We start from the raw sequence: 17,525 nt of genomic DNA, 5'->3' as shown, positions 1-17,525 counted from the left end.
TCTCAGTTCGGTCGTTGGGTACTCTCGTACTCCCAGATCAAATCGAAGTACCGCTTCATGCCGGCGACGAACGAGCCGTTGTCCGTAATCGCGGCCTGTCGCATGTGGTTTGGAACCTCGGGCTCCTCGACCAACAGGATCGCCTCACCGCTGTCGTAGTCCATGCTCGGGTCCACGAGTGTCCCGCGCCAGGGGAGCTTCTCCGTGCTGAACCGCAGGTCGACGACGGGATACTCCGCCGCCAGCCGGTCGACGATGTCTGCTTGGACAGCTGCCTTCTCAGCTGGGAGTTCGTCGGGATGGAGGAACAGAATACTGACATCGACGCCGCGGTCGAGGGCGGCTTCGAGGGCACGCTCGACGTTATCGAGGTAGGCGAAGCTGTTTGTAATAACCCGGAGCGTGTCCTCGGCGTCGTCGTACAGCCGTCTGGTCTCGCGTTCGCTGGGTTCCCCAACGTCGACGACGTGGAACAGTTCGGCCGTCGGCGAGATGTCTTCGCTGGCGCGCTCGTATCGCGGTTCGTACTCGGCGAGGAAGGCCTCGCGCTGGGACTCGATATCGGCGGCGAAGGACTCGTAGGACTGCTTGCGGTTCTCGACGGCCCGGTCGAGGATTTCTTCGGGGGCTTTGGGCTGGTACTCCTTGGGGCGGCCGGGGACCACCTTGATGAAGCCGCGGTCGGACAGCGACTCCAGCACCCCGTAGACGCGGGCCTTCGGGATGCCGCTGGCCTCTGCGAGATTCGGGGCCGTCGTTCGCCCGAGCGAAAGCAACTGTTCCAGCGCTGTCGCCTCGTACTCGGTCAGCCCGACCAGGTCAAACACGTCCGCGGGGTCGCTCATACACGCTCATGTGTGGCAGGGGATGTAAAACGCGTCGCCCGTCGCCGGAATCTATTAGTGGGTGGCCGAGGGTAGTTACTCGCAAAGTGAGTAACACGACTGAACGATCCCGGACCGAGGACGAGGACCACCTGGCAGACATCGACGACGGCTGTGGCTGTGCGGAGGTCTGGGAGCATATGAGCGAGCAGCGCGAGGATTGAAAGCAGACCCGCATTTATTTGCCTCCGCGTGGCTGACGTTGGGGCAATGGCCGACCGAGACGACGTTTGTATACTGTTGCCGACATACAACGAGGCCGAGACCATCGAATCGGTCGTGTCCGGGTTCCGCGAGCAGGGGTTCGACAACGTCCTCGTCATCGATGGTGGGTCGACCGACGGGACACAGGACCGCGCCGAATCGGCCGGCGCGCGGGTCGTCGAACAGTCCGGCTCGGGGAAGGGACAGGCAGTCAGAGAGGCGGTAACGCGTCACATCGAGCAGCCCTACGTGCTGATGGCCGACGGCGACGCGACCTACCGACCAGAGGAAGCAGACAGACTCCTTGAACCACTGCTGTCGGGGCAAGCGGCTCACATCATCGGGAACCGCTTTGCGGACATGCAGCCCGGTGCGATGACGAAACTGAACCAGATCGGCAACCGAATCATCAACAGGGCGTTCGAAACGATTCACGGACGGGACCTCACCGACATCCTCTCGGGCTATCGCGCGTTTACGCGGCAGTCCTTCCAGCGGAGTTCGCTGACGGCGTCGGGCTTTGGCATCGAGACGGAGATGGCCGTCGAGTGTGTCAAACACAACATCTCGACGGCGGTTGTGCCGATCACCTACCAGCCCCGTCCCGACGAGTCCGACACGAACCTTCGGCCGTTCCGGGACGGCGCGACGATCATCCTGACGCTGTACCAGATGGCGAAGACGAACAATCCGCTGTTTTACTTCGGAAGCGTCGGCCTCGGGAGCACTGTCGTCGGGTTCGGACTGGGCGCGTTCGTCGCCTACGACTGGGTCGTCAACGGCATTTCACACGAAGTGATCGCGGTCGTTGGTTCCTTCGCCATTCTGCTAGGGATTCAGCTCCTCATGTTCGGCGTGCTGTCGGATATGCTCGTGGCAGTAAACCGCGAGCAGACGCGTCGACTGGAGGACATCGCGGTCCAGCTCACCCGGGAGAACCGGGCCCGGCCGGCGGACGTATTCGACGACCAACAGATAGACGACGCCGACCGTAGCGATGGCGGGCAGCCGGACCACGCCGATACGGGCACATCAGACCGCGTCGAAGACGGCGACGCGGAGACGGAACCGGCAGTGTCGACACACCAGCCCGACGAGTAGCTCAGAACGGAACCAGCGCGCGTAGCTGGGAGAGAATACTGTTTCGCGTCGCTTCCCGTTTCCGCTCGAAAATCGGATGGAGATCGTTGAGCAGTTCCTGCTCGTTGTCGAACTCCGTGGCGTTCGTCTCGTCGAGCGCCTCGGCGACGGTCATCGAGTGGCCGGACGCGTCGAACGGGACCGTGATGTGCCCGGCCGCGTCCCGGACCTCCCTCGCGGTCGCGGGGTACTCGATGTCCACGTCCGACAGGCGGGCGTCGAGGGCCGCGATACCGAACTCGATGACATCTGGCTCGTCGCTGTTATCGGCTGGTGGCCGTACTCCCATTGGTAGAGCGATGGGACCGGGGGATAGAAAAGTCTGTGTTGTCGGGTCAGCTCTCGCAGCCGGCCAGCCACTCTTCGGCCCACTCTTCGATTTCGTCGAACACCGGACAGAGGGATTCGCCCTTTGGCGTGAGCTGGTAGAACGTGGCGACGGGTGCGTCCTCTTCGAGCCGCCGGTCGACAAAGCCCATCTCCTGCAGGTCATCGAGAACCCGCGAGAGGGTGCGCGAACTGGCGTCAGTGGCGCGTTTGAGTTCGTTGAACCGCTGTTCGCCGTTCTGGAGTTCGTGAAGCACGACCAGCCGCCAGCGCGACCCGATCTGTTCCAGCGACTCGATAACGGCACACGGCCCGCTTTCGTCTGCCTCGTCTGCGGCAGTGAATACTTCAGATGACATCGGTGCTACCTGGTATCTTCTTTGTCCGGGAACGTACAAATAGGTTCGGATACGAACCAAGTAACGTAATGAAACCACTAACCACGGTTCGACAGTCTCGCAGCGAAACCACCCGGATTCCGGCGGTGAGCGCCTGATGGCGTTCGAGTCCGCCGGCGCGGGTGAACTGTTCCTGCTGGGCCGACTCCTGTTCGGTGGCGTCCTCGCCTTCATGGGCCTGAATCACTTCCAGAACGCCGGGCAGATGGCCCCGTACGCGGAGGCGAAGGGGCTCCCGGCACCTGCGGCGTCGGTCTACGGAAGCGGCGGGCTGCTTCTCGTCAGCGGCGTCCTCGTCATCCTCGGGGCGTACCCCGTCATCGCGGCCGGGGCACTGGCGACGTTCCTCCTCGTCTCCGCCGTCCTGATGCACAACTTCTGGGCGGTCCCGGACGACCAAGTACAGGACGAGATGACGCAGTTCCTCAAGAACGTCGCGCTCGCCGGCGGCGCGCTGGCGCTGCTTTCGGTGGCCGGTACGTCGTGGCCCTACAGCGTCGGCGTGACTCTCTTCTGAGGCCCCGTCTCTGTCACAATCGGGTTGCTTGCCGCCGCCCGTTCCCGTCTGTCACTGTTCGAGAGTGACACCTGCCGTCATGCATAAGCCGTCCCGTGCCCGAACGGGGGATAGATGATGCAGTCGCTGCCGACACCGGCCGTGCCCGGATGGCTCCCGTGGCAGGAAGCGGTCGTCCTCGCGGTGGTGCTTGCGGTCCTCGCTGGTGTCCGTCGCTTCTCGGAGGCGCGACTCGGGGACAGGATACGGGCACGGCTCCTCCTCGGCGTTCCCTGGGGGACGCTGCTGACAATGGCCGGCGTGCTGGCGATGTATCTATTCCTGCAGGGGGCGTGGTGGCATCCGCGAAACCCGCTTGTCACCCCGTTCCGGACGTGGTCGTACTTCTACCCGTTCGGGATGCTCACCGGGGCGTTCACCCACGGCAGCCAGGGTCACATCACGGGGAATCTCATGGGCACACTGGTGTACGGGACAGTCGCGGAGTACGTCTGGGGACATTACCCCAACAAGCGCGGGGTGCAGACCTTCACATCGCTGCGGACGAACCCGTTCGCCCGGATTCTCGTCGTGCCAGTCGTCATGTTCGTCGTCGGCGTGTTCTCAGCGGTGTTCGCCATCGGGCCGGTCGTGGGCTTTTCCGGCGTCGTGTTCGCCATGGCTGGGTTCGCGCTCGTGACGCGGCCGACGCTGTTTCTCGGCGCGTTTCTCGGAAACAACGTGCTCGACCTCCTGTATTCGGCGCTGCGCTACCCAGTGTCGACGGCGTCGGGCCAGACCCGCTTCGTGACGCCGTGGTGGTCCAACATCGCCATCCAGGGGCATGCAATCGGCATTTTGGCCGGCGTCATCATCGGTCTCGCGCTGCTGTGGTATCGAGACGAACGGCCCAACACGCTCCGGGTGTTCTTTGCGGCGCTCGTGTTCGCCGTCGCGCAGGGACTCTGGGCGGTGTACCTTCCGCTCGGCGGCGGTCGGTTTCGGCTGTTCCGCTGGGTCGGGACGGCGCTGGTGTTCGTTCTCGCGCTCGTCGTCGCCGCGGCGACTCTCGGTTCCGACCGCGGGTTCCGGCCGGGGTTCGACCGTCGCCCGGCCTCGCTCGCAGTGCTGGTCCTGCTCGTCGTCCTCGGCGCACTGAGCCTCGCCGCCGTGCCGACGAACCTCGTTGACCTTCAGGAAGACCAGCTCCCCGAAGACGGTATCGAGGTCAGGGATTACGTGGTGACCTACGACGAGGACGTGCCAAACGCCTATTTCGAGAACATTTGGCTCCCCACCCAGCGAGGGGGCGCGAGCGTCAACGCCAGCGGCGTCATCGTCACCAGCGCGAAGCGGGAGGTCTGGATCGCCGCCGTCCAGCCGGGCCGGCTCGCGATAAACGGCGAGGAACAGGTCACCGTTGGCGGGCCGACATGGCGTGAGTCGGTGTACGCGAACCGAACGGACTGGACGGTACTCGGCAACGACAGCGTCTACCGGGTTCAGCTCAGGCGCGCGGGCGGACAGCCCCGGACAGCCTATACCTCCGAACCATCAACGGCGGACGTGATACTCGATGGGCAGAACGTGACCGTAGCGGCCCGTCAGAACGGGTTCGACGTGGTCGTCACGCAAGGGAACGAAACTGTGGGGCAGGCACCGCTCCCGGCGAACATGACGCGGACGCGAATCGGCGGCTTGACCTTCGAGCGGAACCGCTCGCGGCTGTACGCACGCACCGACGGCACTCGCGTCAAGGTCGCTGAACGCCGCCAGCAAGCGGGGCAGAACTAGGCCCAGTCGATGCGGTACACTTCGGCGGTGATCGCCTGTCGGTCCGACTCGTGGAAGTCGAACTGTCGCGGCAGGTCGAACTCCGTCTCGAAGGCGTGGGTCACCTCGCCACCGTTGTCGGCGGCGAAGGACTCGACAAAGGTCTGGCTCCCCTCGTTGTGAATCGAGTAGGAGACGCCCGCGATAGCCGCCGCCGTTTCGAGAAACCGCCGGTCGGCGTGTTCGTTGTCCGACTGTGCGCCGAAGGGCGGGTTCATGACGACAGTGGTTTCCTCGACAGGGGGACACAGCGGGGCAGCCGTGGCGTCGGCACGGATCCACGACACCGATGTTGTCGACCCGACCTTGTGTTCGTTCCCCCGCGCTGTCGACAGCGGTGCGGGGTCGATGTCCAGCCCGACGACCCGGGCCGGCGACCGCAGCGCCGCGCCCAGCGCCAACATTCCGGTTCCACAGCCGAGATCGACGACAGTGCGGCTCTGGATGTCGCCCTGCAGGTCCGCGGTGTGGACCAGATGCGCCGCCAGGTCCGGCGGCGTCCGGTACTGTTCGAGACTGGCCCGCGGGTTGTCGAACCCGGCGACAACGGCGAGTTGCTGGGCGAGCGCGCTCTTTGTCGGCATCACCGGCGATACGCCCGATTCATTCAAAAACGTTTGGAAATGCGCAGTAGTTATTTCGCCGGAAATTCGACAACGAACTCGCTCCCGCCGAGGTCGCTGTCCTCGACCCAGATATCGCCCCCGTAGCTCTCGACCATCACCGACACGAAGTAGAGACCGAACCCGGTCCCCGTCGACTGGGTTCCCCGCTCCCCCTTCTCGAAGATTGTGTCGCGCTCGTCGGGCGATATCCCAGGCCCGTCATCCGCAATATGCAGGCGGACCATCGAGCCGACACGTTCCGCCGTCACCTCGATTGTGCTGCCGGGACCGCCGTGTTCAACGGCGTTCGTCAGGATGTTTCCGACAACATCGTCGAGGAGGTCGTCGGCCACAACCGTGAGGCCGTCGTCGATGTCTGTTTCAACTGTACAGTCCTCGTCCATCGAGGCTGCCTTGTTCACCGCGCCTTCGATGACTGGTTCCAGTGGCATCGCCTCTGCTTCGGTCAGCCCGTCCTCCGACATCGTGCTCAGGACGCTCCGGACCTTCTGTGTGAGGTCGACGATATCCCGACTCCAGTCCAGAATCGTCTCGGCGTAGGTTGCCTGTGTCCCGTCGAGGTCGTCCGCGAGCGTTTCCGCACGCGCCTCGATGACGGTCATCCCGTTGAGAATGTCGTGTCTGAGGATGCTGTTGAAAAACTCCATCTGCTCTTCGTGGCGCTTGAGGTCCGTGATATCTGTCCCCTCGATGATTATCTTCCGAACAGTGCCGTCGGCTACGACCGGTCTGGCCACGACAGCGGTTGAGATACGCTGTCCGTCTGCCCCGATATGTTCGGCCTCGAACCGGACCGTCTCACCCGCTCTCACTCGCTCGATGGCATCCTGACAACGGCGCGCTACCGCCTCATCGTGGTCCCACCAGGGCGTTTCCCATAACGGCTCCCCGAAGACGGTGTCGTCAGCGTCGATGAACGCAAGTGCCGTTTCGTTTGCTCTGGTGAGGGTCCCGTCGGTGTCGAGGATACCGATGAACGTCTCCGGTGAATTGAACGTCGCTTCGAGCAGTCGCTGGCTTCGCTCGCGTGTATCTAGCGCCCGCTCGCGCTCGATCTCTGCCTCGACCCACTGCGTGAGATGTTCGAACAGCGTCTGCTGCCAGTCTGACCACCCGTCAAGCGGGGCGGAATCGTTGACGAAACACAGCGTTCCGTACACGCCCTCCTGTGGCTGCAACGCTGTGCCGACGTACGACCGCAGGTCGAACCGGTCCTGTGCGGGGTCATCGGTCAGTGTTTCGTCCAGGTCACTCAGGACGTTGATACCGTCCTCCGCAAGCGTGTGTCGGCAGAACGTCTCCGCGAGCGGCGAGGTCATCCCGACCGGAATGCCGTCTGTACTGGCGACTACTTCGTGCTCCTCGTCGGAGACGACTGCGACGTACCCCTCCGAGAAGTCGAGGTGCTCCCGTCCGACCGCCAGAACGGGTTCGATTCGCTCCGCGAACGATGTCCCGCCGGCGGCCATGGCCGCTGTGAGGTCCTGCATGGCCGTGAGATGGCGATCCTGCGCTGTCGAATCGCTGTTCTCGTCACCATCCAGCGGATCACCCATAGCACGTATCTCGACCTCCCCCGAATTGAACATTCGGCTCCGGTTCTCAGGAGCTGAAATGCAGTTGGTCGCTCGTGAGACAGCAGGCCACGCCTACAGCGTCGCCCTGGGAAGTTCAACATAAAACGCGGCCCCGCCGTGTTCGCTGTTCTCGACCCAGATGTCGCCGCCGTAGCTCCGGACCATTGTATCAACGAAGTAGAGGCCAAAGCCCGTGCCGCCGGACTCGGAGCCCTTCTCGCCACGCTCGAAGATGCGCCGGGCCTCGCTGTCAGGAACGCCGTCCCCGTCGTCGGCGATACAGACCGTCACGACGCCCTCCGAGACCGTCGTCGTCACGTCGATTGTTACGTCCTGGCCGCCGTGTTCGACCGCGTTGAGAAAGAGGTTCCCGAACACGTCGTCGAGCAGTTCGTCGGCGACGACGGTGACCGACTGTGGTTCGACGGTGACGGTACAGTCGTCGCTGACCGACCGGGCGCGCTCCGCCGCGGCGGCGAGGACGGTCTGTAGCTCACGGTTTTCGTGGTCCCGCCCGCCCTCCTCGGTGACCGTCTCCAGTACCGCCCGGACCTTTTCCGTGAGCTCGATGAGGTCGTCGCTCCACTGGACGACAGTCGAGGCGTACTCGCGCTCCTCGCTGTCGAGCGTGTTTTCGAGGAGTTCCGCCCGCGCCCGGATGACGTTCATCCCGTTGAGAATGTCGTGTTGGAGAATGCTGTTGAAGAAATCCATCTGGTCGGTCTGGCGCTGTATGGCACGCTGCTGGCGGCTCCTGACGACCGCGTACCGAAGCGCCCGCACGAGCCGGTCGCCGTCCAAGTCCTCTTTCGGCAGGTAGTCCTGTGCGCCACGGTTGATAGCCTCGATAGCCATCTCCCGGTCCTGCATCCCCGTGAGAACGATTATCGGCACTGCCTCGACTATCTCGGTCGCCCGGTCGAGGGTCGGAAGCCCCGTCGACTCCGGCAGGCCGAGGTCAAGCAGTACCACGTCGTAGGCAGCACCCGAATGCTCGGCGACCGGCGCCAGCGAGTCGACGTGGGAGATCGTCACGTCGTCGACGAAATGGGCCACGGCCGGCGAGTTCAGATGATGCTCGACGAGGCGGGCGTCGCCGGGGTTGTCCTCGACGAGGAGCACGTCGAGATGTACTGTCTCGGTCATCGTTACTTCGGCGGCCGCTTGACGACCGTGAGGAAGAAATCCTCGACGCTGCTGACGATGTCGACAAAGCCGTCGAAATCAACGGGTTTGGTCAGGTACGCGTTCGCGTGCAGGTCGTACGATTCGATGATGTCCTCCTCGGCCTCGGAACTGGTCAGCACGACGACCGGGATTCGCCGGAGCGATTCGTCGCCTTTCATCTCTTCGAGGACCTCCTGGCCCCCCTTTCGGGGCATGTTGAGGTCGAGCAACAACAGGTCGGGCCGCGGTGCGTCGGCGTACTCACCGGTCTGGCGGAGGTAGTCCAGCGCCTCGACGCCGTCGTTGACGACGTGGAGATTGTTCAGGACTTTTCCCCGCTCTAAGGCCTTCTCGGTCAGTTTCACGTCGCCGGGGTTGTCCTCTGCCAGCAGGATTTCCACCGGCCGCCCCTCGCTGGAGTCAGTCATCGCTCGTCACCTCCGTTACCGCGGGCAGGGTAAACTTGAACGTCGCGCCGTCGTCGGACGGTTCGACCCAGATGCGTCCGTCGTGACGCAGGACGATTCGCTGACAGACGGCCAGCCCGATACCGGTCCCCTCTGTGTCGTGCGCGCCGGCGCGGTGGAAGATGTCGAACACCTCCTCGCGATCCGCCGCCCGAATCCCCGGCCCGTTGTCCGAGACCGTGAACGTCACCTCCCCGTCGTCTTCGACTGCACTGACCTCGACGTGGGGGTCGACGCCGGCCTCTGTCGCGTACTCGATAGCGTTTTCGAGCAGGTTCTGGAACACCTGGCCGATCTGGTTCGGGTCGGCGTCGACGGGCGGCAGTGACTCCGTCGTGACGGTTGCGTCGACCTCCTCGATTCGCATCTGTAAGGCGTCAAGCGTCCGGTCGAGAACCGTTTCGGGATCCGTCTCCTCGAACTCGCCCGCGTTCGTCTCGACGCGGGAGTACCGCAGCAGGGCGTCGACCATCTCCTGCATCCGGTTCGCGCCGTCGACGGCGAAGGCCATGTACTCGGCGGCCTCCTCGTCTAAGTCGTCGCCGTACTCGCTGTCGAGCAGGTCGACGTAGCTTGAGACCATCCGGAGCGGTTCCTGCAGGTCGTGGGAAGCGATGTAGGCGAACTGCTGAAGGGCCTCGTTCGACCGCTCCAGTTCCGCCTGCTTTGCCTTGAGCCTGGTTTCGCGTTCGATCCGTTCCAGCGCGGCGGCCGCTGTACTGGCGAGGATCTCAAGCAGGAACCGCTCGTCGCCGTCGAACGACGACACGGTCTCTGACCCGATACACAGCAGTCCCTGGTCGTCCAGCGGGAGACACAGGAGCGTCCGCATCGGCATTGCCGGCGCTGCCGGGTCCGATAGCGCCTGGTAGTCCTCGATGACAGTCGACTCACCGTCGTGGAAGATGCGGTGCTCCTCGCTCTCGGGACCCATCGGCGAGAGTTCCGCCGGCGTGTCCACCCCGGCCAGGTCGGCCGCCTCCGCCGTTGCACCGATCGGATAGAGCGTGTCGTCATCGCCGTCGTAGGACCACATCGCGGCGAGAGGGCGGTCGATGATCTGCTGTGCAATTCGCGTCACTGTCTCCGCGGCCGCCGCTTCGGTCCGGCTGTACAGCAGTTCGTTCGTCGCGTCGCTGAGCGCCTCGACGCGCTTCTCGTGGCGCTTGAGGTCGGTAATATCTCGGGCGGCACTGACAACCTGTTTGAGCTGTCCGTCGTCGTCGAACACCGGTCGATACCACGTCTCGAAGACGAGGTCGTCGATCTCCTGTGTCACGCGGACCTCCTCGCCGTCGAGGGCCAGTTCCACAGCGCTGATGATGTCCGGATACTCGCTGTAGGCCTCGAACACCGACACCCCTTCGAGCTCGCCGGGTTCCAGCCCGAGCCCGTCGAGGCCCTTCCCGGCCGAGTACGTGAACACGCCGTCCGGGTCGAGCGTGAACACGACGACGGGGAGATTCCCCATCAGCGTCTGTAGCTGTTGGGTCTGTTCGGTGTGCTTGCGTTTCTGTCTCCGGACAGCTGTCACGTCGTGGATGAACGCCACGACGCGGGTCGTGTCGTCGATAAGCGCTCGTTCGAGCGTAACCTCGACCAGTCGGTCCTGGCCATCTGGCCCCTGGATCGTCCACTCGACACGGACCGAGCCCGACGTAGCTGCCTCCGTTATCAGGTCGTTCGCGTCCGCGGTAGTGTACTCCGACGGACTAAACTCGCCGACGTGCATGCCGGCGATGTCATCGGGGCTGCATCCCAGCAGGTCACCCGCTGCCTGGTTGGCCCGGACGACTGTCCCGGTGTCGGCGTCGTGGACCATAATCGGGTCCGGATTCGCCTCGAAAACGTCCCGATAGATGGCCGCATCCTTGGTAGAAGCCATACGCGGTTTCGCGTACCGGAATACAAGACTGTATTCCCGCGGTTCTCAGCTGTGAGAACGCTACCAGGTGCCGTGGAACGTGTCGAACTCCAGGGAGTCGAGAGGCTTCTCGCCGATGGCGATTTCGTACTCACCGGGGGTGAGCATCGGCTTTTTGAACTGCGGGCCGTCGTCGGTGGTGATGCGGGGACAGCCCGTGTTGACGTAGGCGTCCATCCCGAAGTTCGTCAGTCGGTCCGGCGTCACCTCGTCCATCGTGATGAGGTAGGCGTTCTCGTTGTTCTCGACGATTTCCTCGGCCTTGTCCCAGCGGCCCTGGCCGATTTTCGTACAGAAGATGACGCCCCAGGACTCGGCGTCCATCGCCCGGTGGACCGCGCCGTAGCGCTGTTTCATGAACTTCTCCGTGTCCGCGACGGTGACGACGTTGTTGACCGGGTCCGCGATGACGACGTGTTTCTCGGGGTGTTCCATCGCAAGCCCGAGCGGGTGGAACTTCCCGCCGCCGACATAGAGCATCTGGTCGGCGTCCACGTCGGCGCTGGCGTAGTTACAGCCCAGGACCTGTCCCTCGTGGGTGAGTCGTTCGTCGCCCCGGCGCGTGTGGACGGTGTAGCCCCGCTCTTCCAGCCACTCCCGCATCTCCTCGAACTTGTTCATGTGCTGGGCCGTCGTCACCAGCCCCACGTCGGGGTCTTCCTCGGGGTCTGCGAGCTGTTCCTCGCGGGCCTGCTCCATGATGGGGAAGACATCGACGTTCGAGAACAGCGGCACGTAGATGATCTTGTCAGACTCCTTCATCGGCGAATGGCCGAAGTGGACGAACACGTCCGTCCGGCGCATCATGTAGGTGTCGAGATCACACGCGCCGTAACAGGGCTGTCCCGAGAGCAACACAGTCACGTCGTCAGGGAGGTTCTCCCGGAGGTCGTCGGCCACGGCCGGGCCGCGGCGTTTCAGTCCCTCGGGGAACTGCAGCCCCACCTTCTCTGCATCGCGTTCTTCGACAGCCTCGATAATTCGGTCGAGTTCGTAGTCCCACTCACGGTCGTGTTTGAGCGACAGTCCGGTGTTCCGGAGGTCGCCCTCGGTCCGCTCTTGACTCATTGCAACTGTGTATCCGTTCGAGCGGCATAACCCCCGTGTTTCGCTGAGCGGTAGTCAGTCCATAATCTCGGACAGTCTCCGCTCGACCCGCTCGACGTTCTCCTCTAGGTCCCGGGCCATCTGGTGCTGTGTCTCGTTGGCGTCAGCCAGTTCGTCGATGGACGTGGAAACCTCGGCGGCGCGGTCGGCGATCTCGTCGATCATGCTGGCGATCTCCTCGGCGCTTGCGGCCTGATCGTCGGTCGCTTCCGCGACCTCGCTGATTCCCTGTTCGGTCTCGGACGCGGCGTCGAGGATGGCCTCCTGATTGTCCAGCACCGTCTCCAGGTCGGCGAGGGCCTGCTGTATCGCGTCCGTCGTCTCCTCGACGTTTTCGGCGGTGTCGTCGGCCATCTCGCGGACCTCGCCGACGATGCGCTCGACCTCGTCGGCGTGCTGTTTGGACTCGTCGGCCAGTTCCTTGATCTCGTCGGCGACGACCGCGAACCCGTCGCTGTCGCTGTTGCTCCGCGCGGCCTCGATGTTGGCGTTCAGCGCCAGCATGTTCGTCTGGTCCGCGATGTCGTTGATGACCTCGACGAACTCGTCGATCTCCTCGATGTGGCCCCGAAGTTCCGTCGAATCGGCCGCGACCTGCTCGGCGGACTCGGTCGCATCTTCGACGCGCTCGATAGTTTCTTCGGCCGTCTCGACGGACTCCTCGGCGAGTTCCCTGGCCTCGCCGCTCTGGCTACTCACTTCCTCGGCGCTGGAGGCGATCTCCTCGACAGTAGCGCTGAACCCGGAGACTTCGGACTGTACCTCACCGAGATCGTTGGTCTGCTCGTCGGTCATGTCTTTGATCTCGTCGGACTGCTCGGTGACGGCCGCCGCCGAGTCGCCGAGTTCGCTGACAGCTGACTCCACATCTGTCGCCATATCCGACTGGAGGTTCTGGAGCTCCGCCCGCTGTTCGACGATGTTACTGAAATCGATCAGGAGCTCGACCGCACCGACGGCGTCGCCGCCGGGACCCATGAGCGGGATCGCCACCGCTCGCGCGTGTGCCATCGTCCCGTCGGGCCGCTCGGCGGAGCGGAACTCGTTCTCGCGGACCGGCGTTTTCGTCCTGATGACCTCCTGGGCGAGCGTCTCGTCCTCCCCTTCCGTACCGAACACGTCGTAGGCGTTCATCCCGACGGCCTCACTCGCCGGAAGTCCAAGCATGTCTTCGACCGTGTCGTTCCAGTGCGTAATATCCCCGTCCGCGTCAACGATGAACGCTGCCTCGGGTAAATCTGCGATAAGTGACTCGAATGCATGGAGCCAGAACGTCCCGCTGTCCTCTACAGAGTCCGGTATCAGGTCGCTCGCTGGCGCTGGATTTGTCATTGGTACAGACGAACCCGGATCCGGATTTATCGTTTGCGGCCGATTACAACAGCTGATAACAGACACAGAACGCCGTAGTCAGAGTTGCGTCACAACCACCGGAACGGCAGTTCCGAGGGTCACAACGACGGTGAGAAAGACGATCCACTGGACCAGCACTGAGCGGCTGTCGGTCGTTTCGGTCCAGGCACTCGATGTCCGCTGGATTCCGAACGCCAGCGGAACCGCCAGCGTGACAAACGACAGCGGGATGCCAAGCAGCAACGGCACGGGACCGACACTTGCGTGGACCAGCCGCAGTTCGCGGAACGGAATGAACAGGACCAGGAAGACGACGCCGTAGCTGACGCCGAACAGCATTGACAGCAGGAGATACCGGGGGCGGACGGCGACGCGCCACGGCGGCGTCTGGTCGTCTGGCGCGCCCCCAGACGCGAGAAGGAGGAATCGGCGCACGTCCGGCAAAACGTACAGGAGCGGAATCGAGAGCACCGACCCGGCGACGCCCATGACCGCCGCGATTCCGAACAGGATGCCAAACGACAGCACCGCCAGTAAGAGGATGTAGAGGAAGATGGCGAGGATGGAAGCAATCCCCTCAAGCAGTTGCATGGCCCGTCAACTCAGCGGGAGAACTTGAAGCTCCGGGGCCGTGGTCTGTCGGCCTCACCGCGCCCGCCCTGTCCAGAAAACGCCCGGTTTCGGCAGGCCTATACCGCCCGAGTCCATACTTCGCGGTGATGAGCATCGAGACCGATACCGCCGCTGATATCGACGGTGACCACGTCGAGGCGCTCGCTACAGAGTTCGGCGAGGCAATCGCCGAGCTACCGGTGTACCAGCGATTCAAGGAGACGAAAGACGCCGTCGAAAACCACGACGAGGCCCAGGAGGCTATTCAGGAGTTCGAGCAGATCCGCGAGGAGTTCATGCTCGCTCGTCAGACCGGCAACGCCTCCCAGGAGGACCTCCGGAAGGTCCAGCAAAAGCAGGAGGAACTCCACGACATTCCGGTGATGAGCGACTATCTGGAGGCCCAGAACGAACTCGAACTGCGCCTGCAGGAACTCAACGAAGTCGTCTCCGAGGAACTGGCCGTCGACTTCGGCCAGAAAGCCGGCGGTTGCTGCGAGGACTGACGACCGGTCACGTTTTTCGCGGACGCCGAATCGAACAGCACTGCGTAAGGCGATACTGTCGATAGTCAGTGAGACAGCCGCACCGACAGCCATTGGCTGTCAGTGATATGGTCCCGGTGACAGCTACCGGTCGCCACCGATACCGCTTCGCCGCTTGGGTTATGCTTCGACTTCGGTCTTCACCACGACTGTCGGTCGTTCGGTCAGTCTGAGTACTTTATCCGTGATGCTGCCGAGGAGGCTCCGGTACTCCGCCGGCCGCCGTTTCGTGCCGAGCACGAGTACGTCGGCATCCGCCTCTGTGGCAGTTTCGATGATGGATTCGGCCGGCCGTCCGTGTTTCAGGGTCGTCGTCACGTCAACGCCGGACGCCTCTGCGTCGGCCTGTATCCGGGCCAGTGTCTCCTGTCCTGTCTCTTCGAGGCCGTGCTCCGGCCCCTCCGATTCGTCGACGTACTCGTCGCCGCTGTAGGCCGTGTACACGTCTTCGTCGACGACGTACAGTACATGGAGGGCGGCGTCGTGTGCCGCTGCGAGGGCAATCGCGTGGGATTCGGCGTTCGTCGAGGCCGCTGTCCCATCTGAAGCGAGGAGGATTCGGTCGTACATACAGGTAACGTTTCAGCCAACAGAGGGATAAATCAGGGGCCTCGTTCTCAGACAGCGAGAGACGATCGGGGAGTGCGGCCGACTCGCTGGGGCGACCGGCACCCACGGAGCGACCGCAGGCTGTCGTCTTCGAAACACCTTAGCGACCGGGCGGGGCATGTTCGGACATGACAGTCGAATCCGACTGGGCGGACTGGCTCCCGCGCGCGGTGGAGTCGGCGTCTCCCGACGGACTGGCGATCTGGTATCTTGGCTGTAACGGCTTCATCGTGAAATCGAGCGGCGGCGCGACCGTCTTCATCGACCCGTATCTCGGCATCGGCGATCCCCCACGGACCGTGCGGATGATTCCGGTGCCGTTCAACCCCGAGGACATCACTGAGTGCGACGCGGTTCTGGGGACACACGAGCACACGGACCACGTCCACGGGCCGTCTCAGGCCCCGATTCTCGCCGCGACGGGCGCGGACTACTACACCACCGACAGCGGGCACGAAGTCATCGACGAGGAGGGCTGGATGGACAACTGGAGCGTCACGGACGACCAGCTCCACGAGGTCACTGAAGGCGACACGCTCGAAATCGGCGACCTGACTGTCCACGTCGAACCGGCCAACGACCCCGACGCCGAGCACCCGGTGTCGTACGTGTTCGAGCACGAGTCCGGCACGTTCTTCCACGGCGGCGACGCCCGCCCCGGCGAGTTCGAATCCGTCGGTGAGCGCTACGATATCGATGTCGGCGTCCTCGCGTTCGGGGCCGTCGGGAACATTGACGACAAGGAGACCGGCGAGCCGGTCCGAACGAAGTGGTACAACGACGAGAACATGATTATCGAGGCCGCGAACGAACTCCAACTGGACACGCTCGTCCCGTCCCACTGGGACATGTGGAAGGGGATGACGACGGAACCCACCGTGTTGCACAACCACGCAAGCAGCTTCACGTATCCGTCGACGCTTTCAATTGTTGAAATCGGCGACCGGTTCGATCTCGACTGAGACCGACCTGTCGGTCCCAAGCGTGAGAAATCCGCCGAACGTCCCGATACATGCCCTAATCGTGTTACTGAGATAGATAGTACTATCTTATATTAACCACGGATATCTAGAAAAAAGGCGTAAATGTTGGTCAGGTACGTACCTTTAATACCATTGCTGAGACCATACAGACCATGAGCAATTCGCAAGCCTATGACGAAATCACTGTGGCCTCGGACGGCGTGACAGTGACCAAGCGGTTCGAGGCGGACGAGTTCCCTGTGCCCGCGATTGCGTTCAATCTCACTTCGCGTCGCTCCGTTCCGGTGACGATCAGGCTGGTCGACACCGTCCCGGAAGACGTAGCTGTCGAGGACCTCGGCTTTCACCCGGAGTACGGCAGCGAGTACTGGGACATCAACGAGGACCGGATCGCGTTCGAGAAGGAACTGGAGCCGGAAGCCGACTACACAACCGTTTATGGAATCCGTGCGACGGGAACCGACGATGTCGAGAAGTTCCTGACCGAACCCGAGATAGAGAGTGTCGACCCGCCGCTTGACGAGGACGAGGAGGACCTCGTCGGGGGCGGCGATGACGCCGTTCGGAACGTTATCTCCGGCGAGGCCGACAGCGTTCCCGGCCTCGAAGACGAGGACGACGAGGACATCGAGACGCTGGACCTTTCGGACCCGAACAATCACGATTCGAGCGTCGAAGCCCCCGAAGAGAGCAACGCCGCACCGACAGACTCGGAGGTGCAGTCCGGTGCTGTCGTCGCAACGATGGCCCAGGAAATCCGCGATCAAAACGTCTCCCCGGAGGACGTGAAGCTCCTCAAGCGCGCACTCGATGCCGTCTCTGAGGACGACAACGACACCGGCGGCGTCAACGACGCCCGGATCCAGCGGATCCAGGGCGACATCGCGGACCTCCGCGCCTACACTGATGCCCTCGAAGAGTTCCTCGAAGAGAACGGGACCGGCGAGGATATGATCGAGGAATTCAGTGAGCGTCTGGAATCCTTCGAACAGACACTCGATGGGTTCGAAGACGAGATCCAGTCGGCGACGAACACGGCCACCGACGCCTCCGAACAGGTCGATGCGCTCTCCGATGAGGTCGAGAGCGTCGAGGGCCAGCTCGACGACCTCGAAGACGAGATCGAGGCCGTCCGCGAGGAAATCGGCGAGGGCGAACTCGCCGAGCGGATCGACGAAACCGAGTCCGAGATCGAAGAGCTCAAACAGTGGCGCGAACAGCTATCGTCGGTTATCGGCGGCGGCGACTAACCGAACTCGTTTTACCGGTCCCC

The 17,525-nt window shown here is 63.3% G+C and carries 18 protein-coding genes; 6 read left to right on the top strand and 12 right to left on the bottom strand.

The genetic code is table 11. The annotated features are described in order from the left end of the window. Positions 1-2 precede the first annotated feature (2 nt). Positions 3-845: a TrmB family transcriptional regulator gene (locus tag Harman_RS02365; RefSeq protein WP_137682216.1), complete on the bottom strand. Its 843-nt coding sequence runs from the start codon at positions 843-845 to the stop codon at positions 3-5. 249 nt (positions 846-1,094) lie between these two features. On the opposite strand from Harman_RS02365, the gene aglJ reads away from it, so the two are divergent. Continuing rightward, on the top strand, positions 1,095-2,189 hold the full coding sequence (aglJ, locus tag Harman_RS02360; RefSeq protein WP_137682215.1) for an S-layer glycoprotein N-glycosyltransferase AglJ: 1,095 nt from the start codon (positions 1,095-1,097) through the stop codon (positions 2,187-2,189). Between the two features lies 1 nt (position 2,190). Here aglJ and Harman_RS02355 read toward each other — a convergent pair whose 3' ends face one another. Further along, a complete protein-coding gene (locus Harman_RS02355; protein WP_004515179.1) occupies positions 2,191-2,517 on the bottom strand; it encodes a DUF5789 family protein in 327 nt (108 codons plus the stop codon). Between the two features lie 46 nt (positions 2,518-2,563). Next, the gene (locus tag Harman_RS02350; protein WP_137682214.1) at positions 2,564-2,914 is read right to left on the bottom strand and encodes a winged helix-turn-helix transcriptional regulator; all 351 of its coding nucleotides are present in this window, start codon (positions 2,912-2,914) and stop codon (positions 2,564-2,566) included. A 136-nt stretch (positions 2,915-3,050) separates the two neighbouring features. On the opposite strand from Harman_RS02350, the gene Harman_RS02345 reads away from it, so the two are divergent. Both Harman_RS02345 and Harman_RS02340 read left to right on the top strand, forming a co-directional pair. Then, positions 3,051-3,470 (top strand): DoxX family protein, encoded by a 420-nt coding sequence (locus Harman_RS02345; RefSeq protein WP_137682213.1) that lies wholly within the window; start codon positions 3,051-3,053, stop codon positions 3,468-3,470. Positions 3,471-3,584: 114 nt separating this feature from the next. Then, a complete protein-coding gene (locus Harman_RS02340) occupies positions 3,585-5,243 on the top strand; it encodes a rhomboid family intramembrane serine protease (protein WP_137682212.1) in 1,659 nt (552 codons plus the stop codon). Here Harman_RS02340 and Harman_RS02335 read toward each other — a convergent pair. The 8 genes from Harman_RS02335 to Harman_RS02300 all read right to left on the bottom strand — a co-directional run bounded on the left by Harman_RS02335 (position 5,240) and on the right by Harman_RS02300 (position 14,094). Continuing rightward, a complete protein-coding gene (locus tag Harman_RS02335) occupies positions 5,240-5,866 on the bottom strand; it encodes an METTL5 family protein (RefSeq protein ID WP_137682211.1) in 627 nt (208 codons plus the stop codon). The two genes, Harman_RS02340 and Harman_RS02335, sit on opposite strands and share 4 nt — an antisense overlap. A gap of 50 nt (positions 5,867-5,916) precedes the next feature. Beyond that, a complete protein-coding gene (locus Harman_RS02330; protein WP_137682210.1) occupies positions 5,917-7,464 on the bottom strand; it encodes a sensor histidine kinase in 1,548 nt (515 codons plus the stop codon). Positions 7,465-7,557: 93 nt separating this feature from the next. Continuing rightward, entirely contained in the window at positions 7,558-8,631 is a 1,074-nt protein-coding gene (locus tag Harman_RS02325) for a hybrid sensor histidine kinase/response regulator (protein ID WP_137682209.1), read from the bottom strand. Positions 8,632-8,633: 2 nt separating this feature from the next. Beyond that, entirely contained in the window at positions 8,634-9,080 is a 447-nt protein-coding gene (locus Harman_RS02320) for a response regulator (protein ID WP_137682208.1), read from the bottom strand. Then, positions 9,073-11,004, bottom strand: coding sequence for a PAS domain-containing sensor histidine kinase (locus Harman_RS02315; RefSeq protein WP_137682207.1), 1,932 nt, complete (start codon positions 11,002-11,004; stop codon positions 9,073-9,075). The genes Harman_RS02320 and Harman_RS02315 overlap by 8 nt, the downstream gene beginning before the upstream one ends. Before the next feature lie 60 nt (positions 11,005-11,064). Then, complete coding sequence (gene dph2 / locus Harman_RS02310; RefSeq protein ID WP_137682206.1) at positions 11,065-12,111, bottom strand: diphthamide biosynthesis enzyme Dph2; 1,047 nt, start codon at positions 12,109-12,111, stop codon at positions 11,065-11,067. Positions 12,112-12,165: 54 nt separating this feature from the next. After that, a complete protein-coding gene (locus Harman_RS02305) occupies positions 12,166-13,482 on the bottom strand; it encodes a methyl-accepting chemotaxis protein (RefSeq protein ID WP_137682205.1) in 1,317 nt (438 codons plus the stop codon). A 78-nt stretch (positions 13,483-13,560) separates the two neighbouring features. After that, the gene (locus Harman_RS02300; protein ID WP_200830808.1) at positions 13,561-14,094 is read right to left on the bottom strand and encodes a hypothetical protein; all 534 of its coding nucleotides are present in this window, start codon (positions 14,092-14,094) and stop codon (positions 13,561-13,563) included. A 128-nt stretch (positions 14,095-14,222) separates the two neighbouring features. On the opposite strand from Harman_RS02300, the gene Harman_RS02295 reads away from it, so the two are divergent. Continuing rightward, entirely contained in the window at positions 14,223-14,621 is a 399-nt protein-coding gene (locus tag Harman_RS02295; RefSeq protein ID WP_137682204.1) for a YlbF family regulator, read from the top strand. A gap of 159 nt (positions 14,622-14,780) precedes the next feature. Here Harman_RS02295 and Harman_RS02290 read toward each other — a convergent pair whose 3' ends face one another. After that, the gene (locus Harman_RS02290; protein ID WP_137682203.1) at positions 14,781-15,230 is read right to left on the bottom strand and encodes a universal stress protein; all 450 of its coding nucleotides are present in this window, start codon (positions 15,228-15,230) and stop codon (positions 14,781-14,783) included. 167 nt (positions 15,231-15,397) lie between these two features. Here Harman_RS02290 and Harman_RS02285 point away from each other — a divergent pair, with 167 nt between their 5' ends. Further along, positions 15,398-16,231, top strand: coding sequence for an MBL fold metallo-hydrolase (locus Harman_RS02285; RefSeq protein WP_137682202.1), 834 nt, complete (start codon positions 15,398-15,400; stop codon positions 16,229-16,231). 173 nt (positions 16,232-16,404) lie between these two features. Continuing rightward, positions 16,405-17,502 carry a hypothetical protein gene (locus tag Harman_RS02280; protein ID WP_137682201.1) on the top strand — a complete coding sequence of 366 codons (1,098 nt, stop codon included), beginning with the start codon at positions 16,405-16,407 and terminating at the stop codon, positions 17,500-17,502. Positions 17,503-17,525: the final 23 nt, after the last annotated feature.

Source organism: Haloarcula mannanilytica (assembly GCF_005406125.1).
Lineage (GTDB): Archaea > Halobacteriota > Halobacteria > Halobacteriales > Haloarculaceae > Haloarcula > Haloarcula mannanilytica.
The sequence above is the reverse complement of the archived record's forward strand: the minus strand, read 5'-3'. Positions and strand labels throughout refer to the sequence as shown.